14 protein-coding genes and 1 riboswitch are annotated in these 16761 nt (G+C 62.5%); of the genes, 6 read left to right on the top strand and 8 right to left on the bottom strand.

The genetic code is table 11. From position 1 onward, the window contains the following. Positions 1-105 precede the first annotated feature (105 nt). Positions 106-1995 (bottom strand): phosphomethylpyrimidine synthase ThiC, encoded by a 1890-nt coding sequence (gene thiC, locus DOCECA_RS19815; protein ID WP_420766165.1) that lies wholly within the window; start codon positions 1993-1995, stop codon positions 106-108. Positions 1996-2170: 175 nt separating this feature from the next. Then, a riboswitch (TPP riboswitch) is annotated at positions 2171-2276 on the bottom strand. A 157-nt stretch (positions 2277-2433) separates the two neighbouring features. Between thiC and DOCECA_RS19820 the strand changes: the two genes are divergently transcribed. Further along, on the top strand, positions 2434-3873 hold the full coding sequence (locus tag DOCECA_RS19820; protein WP_434564157.1) for a TolC family outer membrane protein: 1440 nt from the start codon (positions 2434-2436) through the stop codon (positions 3871-3873). A 54-nt stretch (positions 3874-3927) separates the two neighbouring features. Here the strand turns inward: DOCECA_RS19820 and waaA are convergent, their stop codons facing one another. Both waaA and DOCECA_RS19830 read right to left on the bottom strand, forming a co-directional pair. Continuing rightward, the gene (gene waaA / locus DOCECA_RS19825; protein ID WP_445570961.1) at positions 3928-5202 is read right to left on the bottom strand and encodes a lipid IV(A) 3-deoxy-D-manno-octulosonic acid transferase; all 1275 of its coding nucleotides are present in this window, start codon (positions 5200-5202) and stop codon (positions 3928-3930) included. A gap of 22 nt (positions 5203-5224) precedes the next feature. Next, the gene (locus DOCECA_RS19830) at positions 5225-6115 is read right to left on the bottom strand and encodes a LysR family transcriptional regulator (protein ID WP_420766163.1); all 891 of its coding nucleotides are present in this window, start codon (positions 6113-6115) and stop codon (positions 5225-5227) included. Positions 6116-6218: 103 nt separating this feature from the next. Here DOCECA_RS19830 and DOCECA_RS19835 point away from each other — a divergent pair, with 103 nt between their 5' ends. From DOCECA_RS19835 to DOCECA_RS19850, 4 genes are all read left to right on the top strand, one after another. Further along, a complete protein-coding gene (locus DOCECA_RS19835) occupies positions 6219-6551 on the top strand; it encodes a DMT family transporter (RefSeq protein ID WP_109752132.1) in 333 nt (110 codons plus the stop codon). A gap of 109 nt (positions 6552-6660) precedes the next feature. After that, positions 6661-7836: an NAD(P)/FAD-dependent oxidoreductase gene (locus tag DOCECA_RS19840; RefSeq protein WP_445570962.1), complete on the top strand. Its 1176-nt coding sequence runs from the start codon at positions 6661-6663 to the stop codon at positions 7834-7836. Beyond that, entirely contained in the window at positions 7833-8645 is an 813-nt protein-coding gene (locus DOCECA_RS19845; RefSeq protein ID WP_434675782.1) for an aldo/keto reductase, read from the top strand. The genes DOCECA_RS19840 and DOCECA_RS19845 overlap by 4 nt, the downstream gene beginning before the upstream one ends. Before the next feature lie 34 nt (positions 8646-8679). Further along, positions 8680-9645, top strand: coding sequence for a metal ABC transporter ATPase (locus DOCECA_RS19850; RefSeq protein WP_420766160.1), 966 nt, complete (start codon positions 8680-8682; stop codon positions 9643-9645). Between the two features lie 88 nt (positions 9646-9733). Here the strand turns inward: DOCECA_RS19850 and hldE are convergent, their stop codons facing one another. The 4 genes from hldE to DOCECA_RS19870 all read right to left on the bottom strand — a co-directional run bounded on the left by hldE (position 9734) and on the right by DOCECA_RS19870 (position 14911). Continuing rightward, the gene (gene hldE / locus DOCECA_RS19855) at positions 9734-11155 is read right to left on the bottom strand and encodes a bifunctional D-glycero-beta-D-manno-heptose-7-phosphate kinase/D-glycero-beta-D-manno-heptose 1-phosphate adenylyltransferase HldE (RefSeq protein WP_420766159.1); all 1422 of its coding nucleotides are present in this window, start codon (positions 11153-11155) and stop codon (positions 9734-9736) included. Positions 11156-11239: 84 nt separating this feature from the next. After that, positions 11240-11866, bottom strand: a complete 627-nt coding sequence (gene cysC, locus DOCECA_RS19860; protein WP_434608124.1) for an adenylyl-sulfate kinase — start codon at positions 11864-11866, stop codon at positions 11240-11242. A gap of 51 nt (positions 11867-11917) precedes the next feature. After that, positions 11918-13723, bottom strand: coding sequence for a lipid A export permease/ATP-binding protein MsbA (gene msbA, locus DOCECA_RS19865; RefSeq protein ID WP_445570963.1), 1806 nt, complete (start codon positions 13721-13723; stop codon positions 11918-11920). Positions 13724-13738: 15 nt separating this feature from the next. Then, positions 13739-14911: an O-antigen ligase family protein gene (locus DOCECA_RS19870; RefSeq protein ID WP_434649136.1), complete on the bottom strand. Its 1173-nt coding sequence runs from the start codon at positions 14909-14911 to the stop codon at positions 13739-13741. Between the two features lie 107 nt (positions 14912-15018). On the opposite strand from DOCECA_RS19870, the gene DOCECA_RS19875 reads away from it, so the two are divergent. Beyond that, on the top strand, positions 15019-15624 hold the full coding sequence (locus tag DOCECA_RS19875) for a toluene tolerance protein (protein WP_434611677.1): 606 nt from the start codon (positions 15019-15021) through the stop codon (positions 15622-15624). Here DOCECA_RS19875 and DOCECA_RS19880 read toward each other — a convergent pair. Beyond that, positions 15610-16713, bottom strand: coding sequence for a glycosyltransferase (locus DOCECA_RS19880; protein ID WP_445570964.1), 1104 nt, complete (start codon positions 16711-16713; stop codon positions 15610-15612). The two genes, DOCECA_RS19875 and DOCECA_RS19880, sit on opposite strands and share 15 nt — an antisense overlap. Positions 16714-16761 lie beyond the last annotated feature (48 nt).

Below are 16761 nucleotides of genomic sequence, written 5' to 3' on the forward strand. Positions count from 1 at the left end.
AATGGACCTGCGGTGAACACAAGTTTTGTGAACGACCGAGTTCCACTGTGGGAGCGAGCCTGCTCGCGAAGGCGGCAGTAAAGTCACCACCGCCCCCAGCTCAAATCACACTTTCTTGTAAAGCTGACTACCTTCCTGCTTGAACCGCTCCGCCTGCTCGGCCATCCCCTGGGCGACTTCGACGTCCACCGCTTCAATGCGCTGGTTCGCCGCGTACTCACGCACTTCCTGGGTGATTTTCATCGAGCAGAATTTCGGCCCGCACATCGAGCAGAAATGCGCCACCTTGGCCGAGTCCTTCGGCAGGGTTTCATCGTGGTACGAACGGGCGGTGTCCGGGTCCAGGCCGAGGTTGAACTGGTCTTCCCAGCGGAACTCGAAACGCGCCTTGCTCAAGGCGTTGTCGCGGATCTGCGCGCCCGGGTGGCCCTTGGCAAGGTCGGCGGCGTGGGCGGCGATCTTGTACGTGATGATCCCGGTCTTCACGTCATCCTTGTTCGGCAAGCCGAGGTGCTCCTTCGGCGTGACGTAGCAAAGCATGGCGCAACCGAACCAGCCGATCATCGCCGCACCGATACCGGACGTGATGTGGTCGTAGCCCGGCGCGATGTCGGTGGTCAGCGGGCCGAGGGTGTAGAACGGCGCCTCGTCGCAGCACTCGAGCTGCTTGTCCATGTTCTCTTTGATCAACTGCATCGGCACATGGCCGGGGCCTTCGATCATGCACTGGACGTCGTGCTTCCAGGCGATCTTGGTCAGCTCGCCAAGGGTTTCCAGCTCGCCGAACTGCGCTTCATCGTTGGCGTCGGCAATCGAGCCCGGACGCAGGCCATCGCCCAGCGAGAAGCTGACGTCGTAGGCCTTCATGATTTCACAGATGTCTTCGAAATGGGTGTAGAGGAAGTTTTCCTTGTGGTGCGCCAGGCACCACTTGGCCATGATCGAACCGCCACGGCTGACGATACCGGTGACGCGCTTGGCGGTCATCGGCACATAGCGCAGCAACACGCCCGCGTGGATGGTGAAGTAGTCGACGCCCTGTTCGGCCTGCTCGATCAGCGTGTCGCGGAACAGTTCCCAGGTCAGGTCTTCGGCCACGCCGCCGACCTTTTCCAGGGCCTGGTAGATCGGCACGGTGCCGATGGGCACGGGCGAATTGCGGATGATCCATTCGCGGGTTTCATGGATGTGCTTGCCGGTGGACAGGTCCATGACCGTGTCCGAACCCCAGCGGATGCCCCAGGTCAGCTTCGCCACTTCTTCTTCGATGGACGAACCCAGGGCACTGTTGCCGATGTTGCCGTTGATCTTCACCAGGAAGTTACGGCCGATGATCATCGGTTCCAGTTCAGTGTGGTTGATGTTGGCTGGGATGATCGCGCGACCACGGGCGATTTCGTCCCGCACGAACTCCGGGGTAATGACTTTCGGCACGCTGGCGCCGAAGCTGTGGCCGGCGTGTTGCTGGTCAAGCAGGCCGGCGGCGCGGGCCACTTCCAGCTTCATGTTCTCGCGGATGGCGACGTATTCCATCTCGGCGGTGATGATGCCTTTGCGCGCATAGTGCATCTGGCTGACGTTGGCGCCCGGCTTGGCGCGACGCGGGTTGTTCACGTGGGCGAAGCGCAGTTGGGTCAGCTCGGGGTCGGCCAGGCGCTCCTGGCCGAAGTTGGAACTCAGGCCCGCCAGGCGCTCGGTGTCGCCACGGGCTTCGATCCAAGGCGAACGCACGTCGGCCAGGCCTTTGCGCACGTCGATAACCACATTCGGGTCGGTGTAGGGGCCCGAGGTGTCGTAGACCACTACCGGCGCGTTGATTTCGCCGCCGAAGTCGGTGGGGGTCACGTCGAGGCTGATTTCGCGCATGGGCACGCGGATATCCGGGCGGCTGCCCTGGACGTAGATTTTTTGCGAGCGGGTAAAGGGCTGAACCGATTGCTGATCGACCTGGGCCGATTCACTGAGGTTGGTCGCGTTTTTTGATTTTGTCGTCATCACGGGCTCTCCAGACACACATCCAGGCAGTGGATTTTTGTCGGAGCGAACCTGTAACGAATGGACGCGCCCCTGCACGACAGTGCGGACGCTGTGCTTGCTGCTCGAGCCTGTTCGAACATCGGAAATCGATTGTCGAACAACATCCCGGACGAAGCACAAGAGGACTCGCCGGGTGACGAGAAATCTTGTTCCCTACGCAGGCGCTAACCTGATCAGGTTCAACGGGATCCGAAATTATTCGATCTCAGCCTCATAGCAAGGCACCCCGACAAGAACCCGGCCAGTCTAGACACAACCGGCGCAGAACGCCATCGCCTGGGCAAAAGCCGTGATGAATGGCGCAAATACAGGATTGTTGCCGTGCGTACGCACAACTACACTCGCTACGCCGCGCGCCTGTTATGCGCATTCAATTTGAACGTAAGGGATCGCCTCATGCTGCGCAAACTCTCACTGGCCCTGGCCGTGTCTTGTGCGTCCAATGGAATGGCCTGGGCCGCCGAAGCGCCTTTATCCACCAAGACCGATCTGGTCAGCGTGTACCAGGAAGCGGTGGACAACAACGCCGACCTGGCCGCCGCTCGTGCCCAGTATGGTGCTCAGAAGGAAGTGGTGCCCCAGGCACGCGCCGGGCTGCTGCCCAACCTGTCGGCCGGCGCCGACCTGAACAACACCCGTACCGAGCTCGACCAACCGGCGATGACCGCCAACCGCAGCTCAACGGTTTACCAGGCCACCTTGTCGCAGCCGATCTTCCGCGCCGACCGCTGGTTCCAGCTGCAAGCGGCCAAATCGGTCAATGAACAAGCATCGCTGCAGCTGTCCGCCACCGAGCAGAACCTGATCCTGCAAAGCGCTGAAGCCTATTTCAACGTGCTGCGCAGCCAGGACAACCTGGCCTCGACCAAGGCCGAGGAAGCCGCGTTCAAGCGTCAGCTCGACCAGTCCAACGAACGTTTCGACGTGGGCCTGTCGGACAAGACCGACGTGCTGCAATCCCAGGCCAGCTACGACACCGCCCGGGCCAATCGGATCATCGCCCAGCGTCAGGTCGAAGATGCCTTCGAAGCGCTGATCACCCTGACCAACCGCCAGTACAATTCGATCCAGGGCGTCGTTCATACCCTGCCGATCCTGCCGCCGGCGCCCAACGACGCCAAGGCCTGGGTCGACACCGCCGCCAGGCAGAACCTCAACCTGCTGGCCAGCAACTATGCCGTCGATGCCGCCGAAGACACCGTTCGCCAGCGCAAGGCCGGCCACGCGCCGACCCTCGATGCAATCGCCCAGTACCGCAAAGGTGACAACGACGGCCTCGGCTTCACCAACCCAAGCCCCACCGGCCAGCGCTACGGTGGCGACGCCGAGCAACGCACCATTGGCCTGCAATTGAGCATTCCGATCTACAGCGGCGGGCTGACCAGCTCCCAGGTTCGCGAGTCCTACTCGCAACTCACCCAGACCGAGCAGCAGCGCGAAGGCCTGCGCCGGCAGGTGGTGGAAAACACCCGCAACCTGCATCGCGCGGTGAACACCGATGTGGAGCAGGTCCAGGCCCGGCGCCAGTCGATCATCTCGAACCAGAGCGCGGTGGACGCCACGGAGATCGGCTACCAGGTGGGCACTCGCAACATCGTCGATGTACTCGACGCCCAGCGCCAGCTGTACACCTCGGTGCGCGACTACAACAACGCCCGCTATGACTACATCCTGGACAACCTGCGCCTCAAGCAAGCCGCCGGGACCTTGAGCCCGGAAGACCTGCAAGCCCTGTCCCGCTACCTCAAGCCCGACTACAACCCGGACAAGGACTTCCTGCCGCCAGACCTGGCACAAGCGGCGGCACAACAGTTGCGCTCGCGGCCGGCGCAGTAGCACAGCTGCGACAAATCCCCTGTGGCGAGGGAGCAAGCTCCCTCGCCACAGAGCTCAGTCGAGCAAGCGCCCCAACCCATCCAACAACCGCTGCAACGCGCCCTGGTTGCGACGCATCACCGCCAACCCCGACTCGGCCATGCGCTGGGCATCCCGGGGCAGTTCGAACAGACGCTGCACGGCCAGGGCCAGGCCGTGGGCATCTTCCACTTCCGCCAAGGCTCCGGCCGCGCGCAGTTGGGCGGCAATTTCAAGGAAGTTGAACAGGTGCGGCCCGCTGAGCACCGGTTTTGCCAGCGCCGCCGGCTCCAGCAGGTTGTGCCCGCCGTTGGGTACCAGACTGCCGCCGACAAACGCACTGTCGGCTAGCGCATAGAGAAACAGCAGTTCACCCATCGTGTCGCCCAGCAGCACCGAAGTTTGTGCGTCGACCGGTCGGGCACTGGAGCGCCGGACCGTGGCGAAGCCCTCACGCTCGCACAGTTGCGCCACCGCATCGAACCGTTCCGGATGACGCGGCACCAAAATCAGCAACGCATCCGGGTAGCTGTCGAGCAACCGACGATGGGCGGCCAGCACCACTTCGTCCTCACCCTCATGGGTACTGGCGGCGATCCACACCGGGCGCTCCACCGCTTGCCATTGACGGCGCAAGGCACTGGCGCTTTCCAGCAGTTGCGGGTCGATGGTCAGGTCGAACTTGATGGAGCCGGTCACTTCAACGGTTTCCGCCCTGGCACCGAGTTGACGAAAGCGCTCTGCCTCGGCTTCGGTCTGCACGGCAAACAGGCCCATCTCAGCAAGCATCGGCCGGGTCAGCTTGGGAAAACGGGCATAACCGCGCGCCGAACGCTCCGACAGCCGCGCGTTGGCCAACGCCACGGGGATACCGCGCAGGGCGCATTGATGGATGTGGTTGGGCCACAGTTCGGTTTCCATGATCACCGCCAGTTTCGGCCGGACCTGGTCGAGAAAACGCTTGGCCGCGCACGGCAGGTCATAAGGCAGGTAGCAATGCTGGATGCGCGGCTCATCGGCGAACAACGCCTTGATCCGCTCCGAACCGGTGGGCGTCATGCACGTCACCGTGATCGGCAGTTGTGGGTAGCGTTGCAACAACGCGCGAATCATCGGCGCAGCGGCAATGCTCTCGCCCACTGACACCGCGTGGACCCAGATGCCGCCCGGCGCCATCGTCGGCAAGCCCCACGAGAAACGCTCGCCGATACGCCGCGCATACGCCGGTGCCTTGCGAGCCCGCAGCCACAGCCGAATCGCCACCAGTGGCAGCCCCAGATAAAACAATGCGCTATAGAGAGTTCTGTTCATGGCGGCGGAGTTTATCGGTTTTTCAGCCGAGCGCCTGCAACTGCACGGCAAAACGTTCCGCCAGCCAACGGGCCGCCGGGCCCAGGGGTTCGTCGCGGCGCCAGACCAGCTCCACCACCAGGGCCGGCGGGGTCCATTCACTGTTGAGCTCGACCATGTCCCCCAGGTACGCCGGGTACTGCACGACGTGCCGCGGCAGCCAGGCCCAGCCCAGCCCACTTCTCAACCACTCGGCCAGCACGTAGAAGCTGTCGGCCCGCCAGACTTGCGGGCTGGCCTGCTCGCTGCCGGGATAGACGCTGGATTGGGTCGCCATCAGCAATTGCCGGTGCCGGGCCATCTCCAGGCAGGTCACGTAATCATGGCTCGCCAAGGGATGCCCCCGGCCGCACACCGTGACCATCTCGACGCTACCCAATACCCGGCGCTCCAGCGCCTCGGGAATCTGATCGTGATAGAACAGCAACCCGAGATCGGCGCGACGCTCCACCAGCTTGCGCGCCACATCGCCCTGGGCGGCGCTGGCCAGTTGCACTTCTAGGGTGGGAAACCGTTCGGCCAGCGCCGCCAGGCTGTCGATAACGGGCTGATAGGGCATGGCCTCGTCCTGGGCCAGGCGTAGCGATGCCTCCTGCCCGCGCATCAGGGCCAAGGCCCGGCCGTTGAGGCGTTCGCATTGGCGTAACACTTCCCGGGCCTCCTCAAGCAGCGCCACGCCCGCATCGGTGAGTTTGGGCTGGCGACCACTGCTGCGCTCGAACAGGCTCACCCCCAGGTCCTCTTCCAGCAGTGCAATCGCACTGCTGACAGCCGACTGAGCCTTGCGCTGATCCCGGGCCACCGCGGAAAACGACCGCTTCTCGGCGACACCGACGAACAGTCGCAATTGCTCCAGGTTCCATTGAACATTCATCGCTCAACCTATCTCTATCGCAGATAGGTAATGACTTTACCCCATTTGGCCATTCCCTAGAATGGGCCCATCGAACGACGCAACGACCCGAGAGGAATCGCTCATGAACGCCTATTACTACCTCGCCATCGCCATCTGCGCCGAAGTGATCGCCACCGTATCGATGAAAGCGATCAAGGGCTTGAGCACGCCCCTGCCCTTGTTGTTGGTCATCGCCGGCTATGGCACTGCGTTCTGGATGCTGACGCTGGTGGTGCGCACCGTTCCAGTGGGGGTGGCCTACGCGGTCTGGGCCGGCTTGGGGATCGTGATGGTCAGCGTCGCGGCGCTGTTTATCTATGGGCAGAAACTGGACGTGCCGGCGATGCTGGGGATGGCGTTGATTGTGTTGGGGGTGGTGGTGATCCAGTTGTTTTCCAAGACTGCAGGACATTGAAGCAGCGCAGCTCCAAGCCTCAAGCTGCAAGCACAAGCGATACCCTCTCGCTTGTAACTTGCAGCTCGAAGCTTGAAACTTGCCGCTTAATTTCCTCCGAGGTCGCTGCATGCCATCCGTTATTTCCACCGACATCCTCATTGTCGGCGCCGGAGTCGCCGGCCTCTGGCTGAATGCGCGCTTGCGCCGCCAGGGGTTTTCAACCGTGCTGGTGGAAAGCGCCAGCCTTGGCGGCGGGCAGAGCGTCAAATCCCAGGGCATCATCCATGGCGGCGCCAAGTATGCGTTGCACGGAGCCCTGACTGGCGCCTCGGAAGCCATTGCCGACATGCCGCGCCGTTGGCGCGAGGCCCTCAAGGGCGACGGTGAGCTGGACCTGTCGGGGGTACGCATGTTGTCCGACGCCCATTACCTCTGGTCCCCAGGCACCCTGGCCGGCAACCTTACGAGCTTTTTCGCCAGCAAGGCCGTGCGCGGGCGCGTCGACCAGGTCAAGGGCGAGCAACTGCCGCCAGCCCTGCAAGACAAGCGTTTCAAAGGCAAGGTCTACCGCCTGGCCGAGTTGGTGGTGGATGTTCCCAGCCTGATCGCGCGCCTGGCAGACCTGGCCGGCGACAGCCTGCTGGCCGGGCAGCAGGTCGAACCGTTGCACGAGGAAGGCCAACTTGTCGGGCTGAAGGTCGACGGTCGCGAAATCCGCGCCCAGCGCATCGTCCTCAGTGCCGGCGGCGGCACCGCCGACCTGCTCCGCGCCCTGGGCCTCGACCAGCCGGCCATGCAGACCCGGCCGTTGCACATGGTCCTGGCGAAGGGCCCCAGCCTCAAGCCGCTTTACGCCCATTGCCTGGGTGGCGGGCCGAAGCCCCGGGTGACTGTGACCACCCATCCGGCCGCCGATGGCCAATGGGTCTGGTACCTGGGAGGCGATCTTGCCGAGGGGGATGCCGTCGCCCGCGAGCCCGCTGCGCAGATCGCCGTCGCCCAGAAAGAGCTCGGCCAGTTGCTGCCGTGGATCGACCTGAGCACCGCACAATGGGCCACGTTGCGGGTCGCCCGCGCCGAGCCGCTGCAATCGGGCCTGACCCGCCCGGATAACGCCTTTGTCGCCGAGCAGGGTCGCCTGCTGGTGGGCTGGCCGACCAAGCTCGCCTTGGCCCCGGACTTCTCCGACCGGGTGATTGCCGCGCTGCAACGCGATGGTATCCAGCCCAGCCATACCACCCCGCTGCCGGACCTGCCCAAGCCGCCCATGGGCGTTCCCGCCTGGGAGCAACTGCTGCCATGAGCCAGCCGACACTCCACGATCTGCGTCGCCCGCTGGGCAAAAACGGCCCGTTGGTTTCGCCCCTGGGCCTGGGCACGGTCAAGCTGGGCCGCGACCAGGGCGTCAAGTACCCCAGCGGTTTCCAGATTCCGGATGACACCGAAGCGCGCATGCTGCTCAAGCTGGCGCGCGACCTGGGCATCAACCTGATCGACACCGCGCCTGCCTATGGCCGCAGCGAGGAACGCCTCGGGCCGCTGTTGCGCGGCCAGCGTCACGACTGGGTGATCGTCAGCAAAGTCGGCGAGGAATTCAGCGATGGCCAGTCCCGTCATGACTTCAGCGCTGCTCATACGCGGCTCTCGGTGGAGCGCAGCCTCCAGCGCCTGGAAACGGACTACATCGACCTGGTACTGGTGCATTCGGACGGCAATGACCTGGCGATCCTCGACGACAGCGAGGTGTACCCGACCCTGGCGGCGCTCAAGCGCGAGGGCAAGATCGGCGGCTTCGGATTCTCTGGCAAGACCGTCGACGGTGGCTTGAAAGCTCTGGAGCAAGGTGATTGCGCGATGGTCACCTACAATCTGAACGAACGAAGCGAAAAGGCGGTCATTGAGTACGCGGCGGAGCACGGCAAGGCGATCCTGGTGAAAAAAGCCCTGGCCAGCGGTCATGCCTGCCTGAGCCCCGGTGAGGACCCGGTTCGCGCCAGCTTTGAACTGTTGTTTGAGCATCCCGGGGTTGCCAGTGCTATTGTCGGCACCATCAATCCGCTGCACCTCGCCCACAACGCTGCGACCGTAGCCAAGGTTCTACGCAGAAACTGACGCCGCCCTACGCGGCATTAAGGAAGGAGCCGACATGCCGCGTACGCTCATCAGAAAAAATCCAAGTAACTTCAAGACTCTGCCCCTTTCCGTCGAAGCGACTCCCGAAGGCCTGACTTACCAGAGCGTGGGAATGCCGCTCAATTTTGCCCAGACCTTGCAGCGGCGGCGTCCCGTGGCTGTGGACGATGCCGAGCGTTTCTCCGTGGAGCTTGCGAACCTGGGCGTCTCGGTGCGCCTGACCCTGCACTGGCAGAACCGCGAGTATTGGGTATTGGTGCGTCAGCGTCGCCAGGATCGCGGCGACGTGGTGCTCAAGCTGATCTCCGGCTATGTCCCGGCCCATGAGCTGAACCTGCCGCTGCTTACCGCCATCAACGAAATAGCCGAAGAATGCCTTTTGGAAACACCGGAAGGTTGGCTCGGCGGACGCTTCAACGACACTTGGCTCCCGGCGCCTTATTCGAGCGCACTGCATTATCGCGAAGCCTTGCCGTTTCGCCTGGCTCCGCTGTCCGGCTCGGCCCGACCGGTGCGCTGCGCCAATCTGCAACTGATCGAACGACCACGGGCCTACGTGCATCTGCCGACGGCCTCCCTGCAATTGATTTATGACTTGCGCCTGGACGTGCCTAAGGAAGCCAAGTCACTGAGCCTGTTTCATGTCGATGAGCGTCTGGAGGGCGACCAATTGGTGGCGCGCCTGGACCGCAAGCGACCCGATCTTTACCTGATGCCGCTGCAGGACGGACAACCGCTGCCCGAACTGTATACATTGAAGAAAGATCAGCTGCTTGCGGCCAGCACCCGCGGCTTATACCTGGCGGAGAGCTTCGCCCGGCAGGACGGTTGGCTGGTGCGTGACGAGCGGATTCGCTGGAAGGACTGGTTACGCCAGCAAGGGCTGACGCCACCGGGCAAGGAGTCCGGGCTGACCCGGCTCAAGGGCAAGGCGCGGCAACTGCTCAAGAAAATCGTCCCGAGCAAGGTGGCTCGTTAGGCCTGACGCCGATTTTTCTGACCGGACAACGAACCCTTGTGGGAGCGAGCGTGCTCGCATCCACAAGTGCTGCGCTTTGTCAGATAAATCAGTTATTGCGGATCTTTTCCACAATCGCCGTCGTCGAGCTGTTTTCCACCAGCCCCAGCACCTTCACCGTGCCCCCATAGGCGGAAACGATGTCGGCACCCACGACCTGGTCGATACCGTAGTCGCCGCCCTTGACCAGCACATCCGGCTTGACCTGGCGCAACAGGTTTTCCGGCGTGCCTTCGCTGAAGCTGATCACCCAATCCACCGCGCCAAGGCCGGCCAGGACCGCCATGCGGCGGTCGACGCTGTTGATCGGCCGGCCCGGCCCTTTCAAGCGGCTCACGGAAGCATCGTCATTGACCGCGACGATCAAGCGATCACCCTGGGCCCGGGCCTGCTCGAGGTAGGTCACATGGCCAGCATGGAGGATGTCGAAACAACCGTTGGTGAAAACGATTTTCTCTTTATGGGCGCGCGCGTCATCGACAGCCAGCAATAGTTGCTCCAGCCCCAGCACACCGCGCTCCGATCCCTCTTCGCGCTGGATCGCGCGCCGCAGTTCCGGGGCGCTGATCGCCGCCGTACCCAGCTTGCCGACGACAATGCCCGCCGCCAGGTTCGCCAGGGCAACCGCGTGGGGCAGTTCCTCGCCGGCGGCAATCGCCGCGGCCAGGGTGGAGATCACCGTGTCACCGGCGCCCGTCACGTCAAATACTTCGCGGGCACGGGCCGGAAGGTGCAGGGCCGGATGATCGGGACGCAGCAGGGTCATGCCGTGCTCGCCGCGGGTAACCAGCAACGCCCCCAGATCCAGGTCGTGCATCAGCTGTGCGCCCTTGCTCACCAGTTCGTGCTCATCGGCGCAACCACCGACGATGGCTTCGAACTCGCTGAGGTTAGGGGTAATCAGGCTCGCGCCACGGTAGATGGAAAAATCCTTGCCCTTGGGGTCGGCCAGCACGGGAATGCCGCGGGCACGGGCAGCCTGGATCAGCACTTGATGGTTCTTCAACGCGCCCTTGCCGTAGTCCGACAACACCAGGACCTTGATACCGTCGAGCAGGTTGTCGACCTCGGCGCCCAGGGACAGCGGGTCGGTGGCGAACGGTTCTTCGAAGTCGATGCGCAGCAGTTGCTGGTGACGACTGATGACCCGCAGCTTGACGATGGTCGGCTGGTGCGCGATGCGCTGGAAGATCGCCCGCACGCCAGCGCCTTCCAGGCTGTTGGCCAGGCTCTCTGCCGCTTCATCGTCACCGGTCACGCCGACCAGGGAAGCCGGGGCGCCGAGGGCGGCGATGTTCAGGGCAACGTTGGCGGCACCGCCGGGACGGTCCTCGATGTGCTCGACCCTGACCACCGGTACCGGCGCCTCGGGGGAAATCCGTGATGTACCGCCATGCCAATAGCGGTCGAGCATGACATCGCCGACCACCAATACAGGGGCTTGATCGAATCGCGGCATGGACAACTTCATGGAACATCCCACATACAAAATGAACAGGGGCGCGATATTAGCACAGGGTTGGGGGAGGCTCGTCCATGGCGGTGACCGGAAGTATCAAGCCGCGCTTTCATTGTTTTCACACAGCAATGCCATCATCTGCGCGCAGGCCTGGGCCAGCTCCATCTCGCTGGTATCGATTTCGCATTCGGCCGCCAGCGGCGCCTCGTAAGGACTATCGAGACCGGTGAAATGCTTGATCCGCCCGGCGAGGGCTTCGCGGTACAGCCCCTTGGGGTCGCGCTCGGCACACACGTCGAACGGCGTACTGACGTAGACTTCGATGAAGTCATTATGGGAAAAGAGCCGTCGTGCCGCGTCTCGATCGGCCCGAAACGGCGAAATCGCCGCGACGATGACAATCAGCCCTGCTTCGACCATCAAGCGCGCCACTTCGGCTATTCGCCGCACGTTTTCCTTTCGGGAGCCGGCATCCATCCCAAGGTCACTGCAAAGCCCCCTGCGCAGGTTGTCGCCGTCCAGCAAAGCGGTATGCAGGCCTTGCTGGTGAAGGCGAACTTCCAGGGCATTGGCCAAGGTCGACTTTCCAGCCCCCGACAGCCCGGTCAACCAGAAACAGCGAGGCCGCTGGATCTTGATGGCCGCCCGGTCCGAGGGCGAAAGTGTCAGCGCGCCCGGCTGAGCCTGCGATTGTTGCTTTGATGCCCTTGTTGTCTCATCCATGTCGAGCATTCCATCGTCGTCATGCACAAGAGCATAGCCTTGGCCTCGTATTCAGGCGATGTCCTGGGTGGGAACATCCAAGCCCATGGCATGAAGACGCGCGTAATAGCCATTTTGCGCGAGCAGTTCGCCATGGGTGCCGCGTTCGACGATGCGCCCCTGGTCCATGACCAGGATCATGTCGGCCTTTTCGATGGTCGACAGCCGATGCGCAATGACCAGGGTCGTACGGCCTTTCATGACTTGGTCCAGCGCGGCCTGGATATGCCGCTCGGACTCGGTGTCCAGTGCCGAGGTGGCCTCATCGAGGATCAACAGCGGCGCGTTTTTCAACAATGCCCGGGCAATCGCCAGCCGTTGGCGCTGGCCACCGGACAACAGCACGCCATTTTCGCCGACCTCGGTGTCCAGGCCGTGGGGAAGCTGCGCGATGAAGTCCATCGCGTAGGCGTCCTGGGCGGCTTTTTCGATGTCGGCCCGCGGCGCGCCGGCCAGGTCGCCGTAGGCGATATTGTTGGCCACCGTATCGTTGAACAACGTGACGTGCTGGGTCACCTGGGCCACATGCCGGCGCAGGTTGCGCAGTCGATAATCTTCGATTTCCACGTCATCGAGCAGGATCTGACCGACTTCGTGGTGATAGAAACGCGGGATCAGGCTGGCCAGGGTCGACTTGCCGCTGCCCGACCGCCCTACCAGGGCGATCATCTGCCCAGGGTCAGCGGTGAAGCTGATGTCCTTGAGCACTTCCCGATCGGCGCCAGGGTAGGTAAAGCTCAGGTTGCGCACATCGAGACGGCCGCTCACGCGCTCCTGCTCGACCGTGCCTTTATCCACTTCGGGCTCGACGTCCAGTTGCTCGAAGATGCTTTCGGCGCCCGCCACGCCCTTCTGGATCGTGGAGCTGACTTCCGAGAGTTGGCGAATCGGCTTGGGCAGCAGGCCCGCCGCGGTGATGTAGGCCACCAGATCGCCCGCTGTCGCGTCACCGCGCAGGAACAGTACCAGGAACATCAGCGCGGCCATGGCAGTGTAAATCACCAATTGCAGCATCGGCGTGTAGACCGCGCCGGTGCGGGTCATGCGCAGTTGTTTGTCGGTATTGCCTTGGCTGGCGCTGGCAAAACGCTGTTCTTCATAGGCCTCGCCACCGAAGCTGCGCACCACCCGATAACCCTGGATGGTCTCGGAGGCGACGTGGGTCACGTCGCCCATGGCCACCTGGATCTTTTTGCTTTGCTTGCGGAATTTCTTGCTGGTGCTGCTGACCATCACTGCAATCAATGGCAGGATCGCCAGCATCACCAAGGTCAGTTTCCAGTTCATCCACACAAGGTAAGCGAAGAGGAACACCACGGTGAGGCCTTCGCGAATCACCACCTTGATGGCGTCCGTGGCAGCACCGGTGACCATGGTCACGTTGAAGGTGATCCGGGAAATCAGATGACCGGAATTGTGGGTGTCGAAATAGCGGTTGGGCAGGACCAGCAGCTTGTTGAACAACTCGACCCGCAGATCATGCACCAGCCCCAGCGAGACCTTGGCCAGGTAATAGTTGCCCAGGAACGACCCCAGGCCCTGCCAGGCAGCGATCAGGATGATCAGCAGCGGCACGGCCATCAGCAGTTTCAAATCCTTGAGATACGGCACGCTGGGAAACAGTACCGCATCGGGATTGCCTAACCCGTCGACAAAATATTTGAGTATCCCGGCCAGCATGGGCTGGGTGGACGCAAATATCACGAAGCCCACGATACTCAGCAGGAAAATGCCCAAGTAGGGTTTGACGTATCCCAGCAGCCGGAAATAGATTTTCAGGCTGGAATCCTGTTCCGCTTTAGGCGGTGCGTCACTCATCGTCGAGCTCACTGGTTAGGAAGAGCGCGGGATTTTATCACAGCCATCGGGATTGGCCCGCGCCCAGGTCAAAAGGCTGGCCATGCCGACCGGCAGCCAAGTGATGAACCACTCGGCGCGCGGGGTGCCCGTCAGGCTCGCCGCGTCGAACTGCATCGCCAGGAACGAAAACACCCACATGCCCAGCACGCCTCGGCCCAGCAGGGTGTCACGGGCACGCCAGGCCTCGCGCAGCACGGCGAACCAGACCACACACCATATCAACATTCCGGGCAGGCCCAACTGAATGGCAACGTGGGTGAACAGGTTATGCGAGTGGTCGAACAAACGGCCACCGACAGGAACCCGGTAGTCGCCTGCCAATCCCAGACCACCCCAGGGATGCTCGGAAATAATCTGCAGGCTGGACGCAAAAATTTCCGGACGATAGGAAGCTCCGCGGGCCATCACCAAGGGTTCCAGCAACCAGAAAGTCACCATCGCCAGCACCAGCGCCGCGGCGGCAATCAAACGAGTACGCGAGTCCCGGCAGTAAAGCGGCATGGCCAGTACGCTGAGCAACAAGGCCAGGGCCGCGCCGCGACTCTGGCTCATGACCACGAACAAGCCCAGCAGAGCCAAGGCCACGGCACAAACAGCTTGCAGCCCGATACGACGCGGCACCCAATGCAGCATCCAGATCGCCGCGAGGCCAATCACGTAGCCACCCAGGATCGGATGGGACAACTCGCCCAGCCCCTCGAGACGCGCCACCCAGCGCTGGTTCTCGATCCCATAGAAATGAATCATTGCCATCAAGGCCGTCAGGGCTAGCCCAACACCGCCCCACTGCATGATACGGATCACCCGCTCAGGTCGACCGTCAGCGAAAATCGGGAAGAACATCAGGAATATCAGGATGTACAACAACCGCTTGGCTTCGCGCACGGGCTCCGGCGACTCGGCCCAGAACAGGGTGATCAATGCCCACGCCATCAATGCCAGCAACGCCGTGTAGACCAAGCGCTGGGCGCGCCATAACTCCACCAGCCTGTGCCGCGCGGGCCAGGCGAACAGGATCGCGGGCAACCAGACGAATGCGATCATTCCTTGTTGATAAACCTTGTTGGCGGGTGCCAGTGCGATCGCCAGCAAAAACCATGACAAGCCAAAGGCCATCCATACCTGCGCCCAACGTGTTGCTTGCATCCAAAGCTCCTAATCGATGTACCAGCCAAACCGGCATGGTTAAAACAAAAACTTTTGGGCATCATGGCCCGCCACGGCACCGGTTCTTTCAACAAGGTTTCCCTACGATGCAATCCTCACGGCTTCCCCAAGCCGCTTTGAATCAATTGATTGAAGGCGCCAGCATTCTGGAGGCCGACAGCTACGGCCCAAAAGTCTATCTGTTGCAGGATGGAAACATCCTCAAACTGTTTCGCCGCAAGCGGCTATTTTCGTCGGCCCTGTTCAGGCCCTATTCGACGCGATTCATCAAAAACGCGGCCCGCTTGCAAGAACTCGGCGTACCGACTCTCGAAGTGCTTGCCTACTACAAACTGCAAAAGCCCGGCATGACCGCCGTACTGTATCGGCCGCTTCCGGGAAAAACCCTGCGCCAATTGTCGAATCAGGAGAGCTTCAGCTGGCAACAGCGCCTCCCGGACCTGATCGAACTGATCCGCAGCCTCCATGCCCGTGGTGTCTATTTTCGTTCGTTGCACTTGGGCAATATCGTCGTCACTCCGGAAAACACCCTGGGGCTGATCGATGTCGCCGACATGCGCTTCCTGCGCTCGCCATTGCCGCGCTATCTGGCGCGCCGCAACTTGCAGCATTTCGCTCGTTATATTGCGCGGGAAAACCTGAACGGGAGCTTTCCGATGCAAGCGCTGGAAAACGCCCTACTGCCTGCCTGAGATCAATTCCCGGGCGGTCCGGCAGAAACCCGCCCATGCCTCGTCAGGCGCCAATGCCTGGTATTGCGCCGCCGCGACGGCTTCGGCCGAAGCCTCTGAAGCCCGCGTGATCGCCTCGCCCCAGGCACTCTCATCGCCGGCAGGCGCATACCAACCGGCATCGGCCAGCTGTTCGCGGAACACCGCCAGGTCACTGGCCAGCACCGGAACGCCGGCCAGGATCGCCTCCTGGAGAATCAGGCCAAGGCCCTCTTCAAAGGAGGGGACCAGCACCCAGTCGAACGCTCTATAGAGCTTCGCCACGTCTTCCAGATGCCCCGCTAGCAATACCTTGTCGACCAGGTCCGGCTGGTCGATGCGCGCCTGCAGTGCTTCCCGTGCAGGCCCTTCGCCGACGATCACCAAGCGCCAGTCACGCTGCGCGACAGCCGCCAGGGCAAAGGCATCGAGCAAACTGGCGAAGCCCTTCTTGTCCACCAGCCGCCCCACGGCGCCGAATATGCGGGGGCCCGCCAAAGGCAAGTGCATCCGGGCACGAGCCTCTTCACGTGGCAGGAGGCAGGTCTGGAATCCAGCCGGATCGAATGCACTGCGCAACGCAGTGACCGGCAACCCCAGCGCTTCCTGCAGCGATGCCGCCAATGTCTGCGACACCGCAGCCAGGGCCAGGCGCGAGGGCGCAAAGCCGCGCAGCAGATCCCGGCCCACGGCATTGAGCCGTGTCGCACCGTGGAATATCACCACCACATGGATGTGCGGCATGTCCTTCAATACTGGCAACAGGGTACGAGCCACACCGAGGCCGTCGAGCAGGACCACTTGGGCAGCGCTGTCGAGCAGCGCCTGGCGAAAACGGCTGTGCATCCAGGGCCTGAACAGGCGCCAGAAGTGCCGCCCCTTGAGTTTCGCCGAGGTCAGGTTCCATTCACGCGCCGGACCCACCCCCTCCAGGCACGCAGATTCCGAGCCCTGCAAGAGCCATGTCCTGACAGGCATCGCCGGGTCGATTTGTGAAAGTATCTGGCGATGGACCTTATGCACCGAAGCGAATGGCGAACCGCCTGCCCACATAACATTAATAATGCTCATCGAGCAGCAAACCTTTGATCGCGGACCCGAACTCGTGCTTCGAGAAAC

Source organism: Pseudomonas sp. E102 (assembly GCF_052660185.1).

What these genes read in the sequence shown, in the direction of transcription:
- thiC (WP_420766165.1), bottom strand. Translation starts at nt 1,995, where the DNA reads ATGACGACAAAATCAAAAAACGCGACCAACCTCAGTGAATCGGCCCAG.
- DOCECA_RS19820 (WP_434564157.1), top strand. Translation starts at nt 2,434, where the DNA reads ATGCTGCGCAAACTCTCACTGGCCCTGGCCGTGTCTTGTGCGTCCAAT.
- waaA (WP_445570961.1), bottom strand. Translation starts at nt 5,202, where the DNA reads ATGAACAGAACTCTCTATAGCGCATTGTTTTATCTGGGGCTGCCACTG.
- DOCECA_RS19830 (WP_420766163.1), bottom strand. Translation starts at nt 6,115, where the DNA reads ATGAATGTTCAATGGAACCTGGAGCAATTGCGACTGTTCGTCGGTGTC.
- DOCECA_RS19835 (WP_109752132.1), top strand. Translation starts at nt 6,219, where the DNA reads ATGAACGCCTATTACTACCTCGCCATCGCCATCTGCGCCGAAGTGATC.
- DOCECA_RS19840 (WP_445570962.1), top strand. Translation starts at nt 6,661, where the DNA reads ATGCCATCCGTTATTTCCACCGACATCCTCATTGTCGGCGCCGGAGTC.
- DOCECA_RS19845 (WP_434675782.1), top strand. Translation starts at nt 7,833, where the DNA reads ATGAGCCAGCCGACACTCCACGATCTGCGTCGCCCGCTGGGCAAAAAC.
- DOCECA_RS19850 (WP_420766160.1), top strand. Translation starts at nt 8,680, where the DNA reads ATGCCGCGTACGCTCATCAGAAAAAATCCAAGTAACTTCAAGACTCTG.
- hldE (WP_420766159.1), bottom strand. Translation starts at nt 11,155, where the DNA reads ATGAAGTTGTCCATGCCGCGATTCGATCAAGCCCCTGTATTGGTGGTC.
- cysC (WP_434608124.1), bottom strand. Translation starts at nt 11,866, where the DNA reads ATGGATGAGACAACAAGGGCATCAAAGCAACAATCGCAGGCTCAGCCG.
- msbA (WP_445570963.1), bottom strand. Translation starts at nt 13,723, where the DNA reads ATGAGTGACGCACCGCCTAAAGCGGAACAGGATTCCAGCCTGAAAATC.
- DOCECA_RS19870 (WP_434649136.1), bottom strand. Translation starts at nt 14,911, where the DNA reads ATGCAAGCAACACGTTGGGCGCAGGTATGGATGGCCTTTGGCTTGTCA.
- DOCECA_RS19875 (WP_434611677.1), top strand. Translation starts at nt 15,019, where the DNA reads ATGCAATCCTCACGGCTTCCCCAAGCCGCTTTGAATCAATTGATTGAA.
- DOCECA_RS19880 (WP_445570964.1), bottom strand. Translation starts at nt 16,713, where the DNA reads ATGAGCATTATTAATGTTATGTGGGCAGGCGGTTCGCCATTCGCTTCG.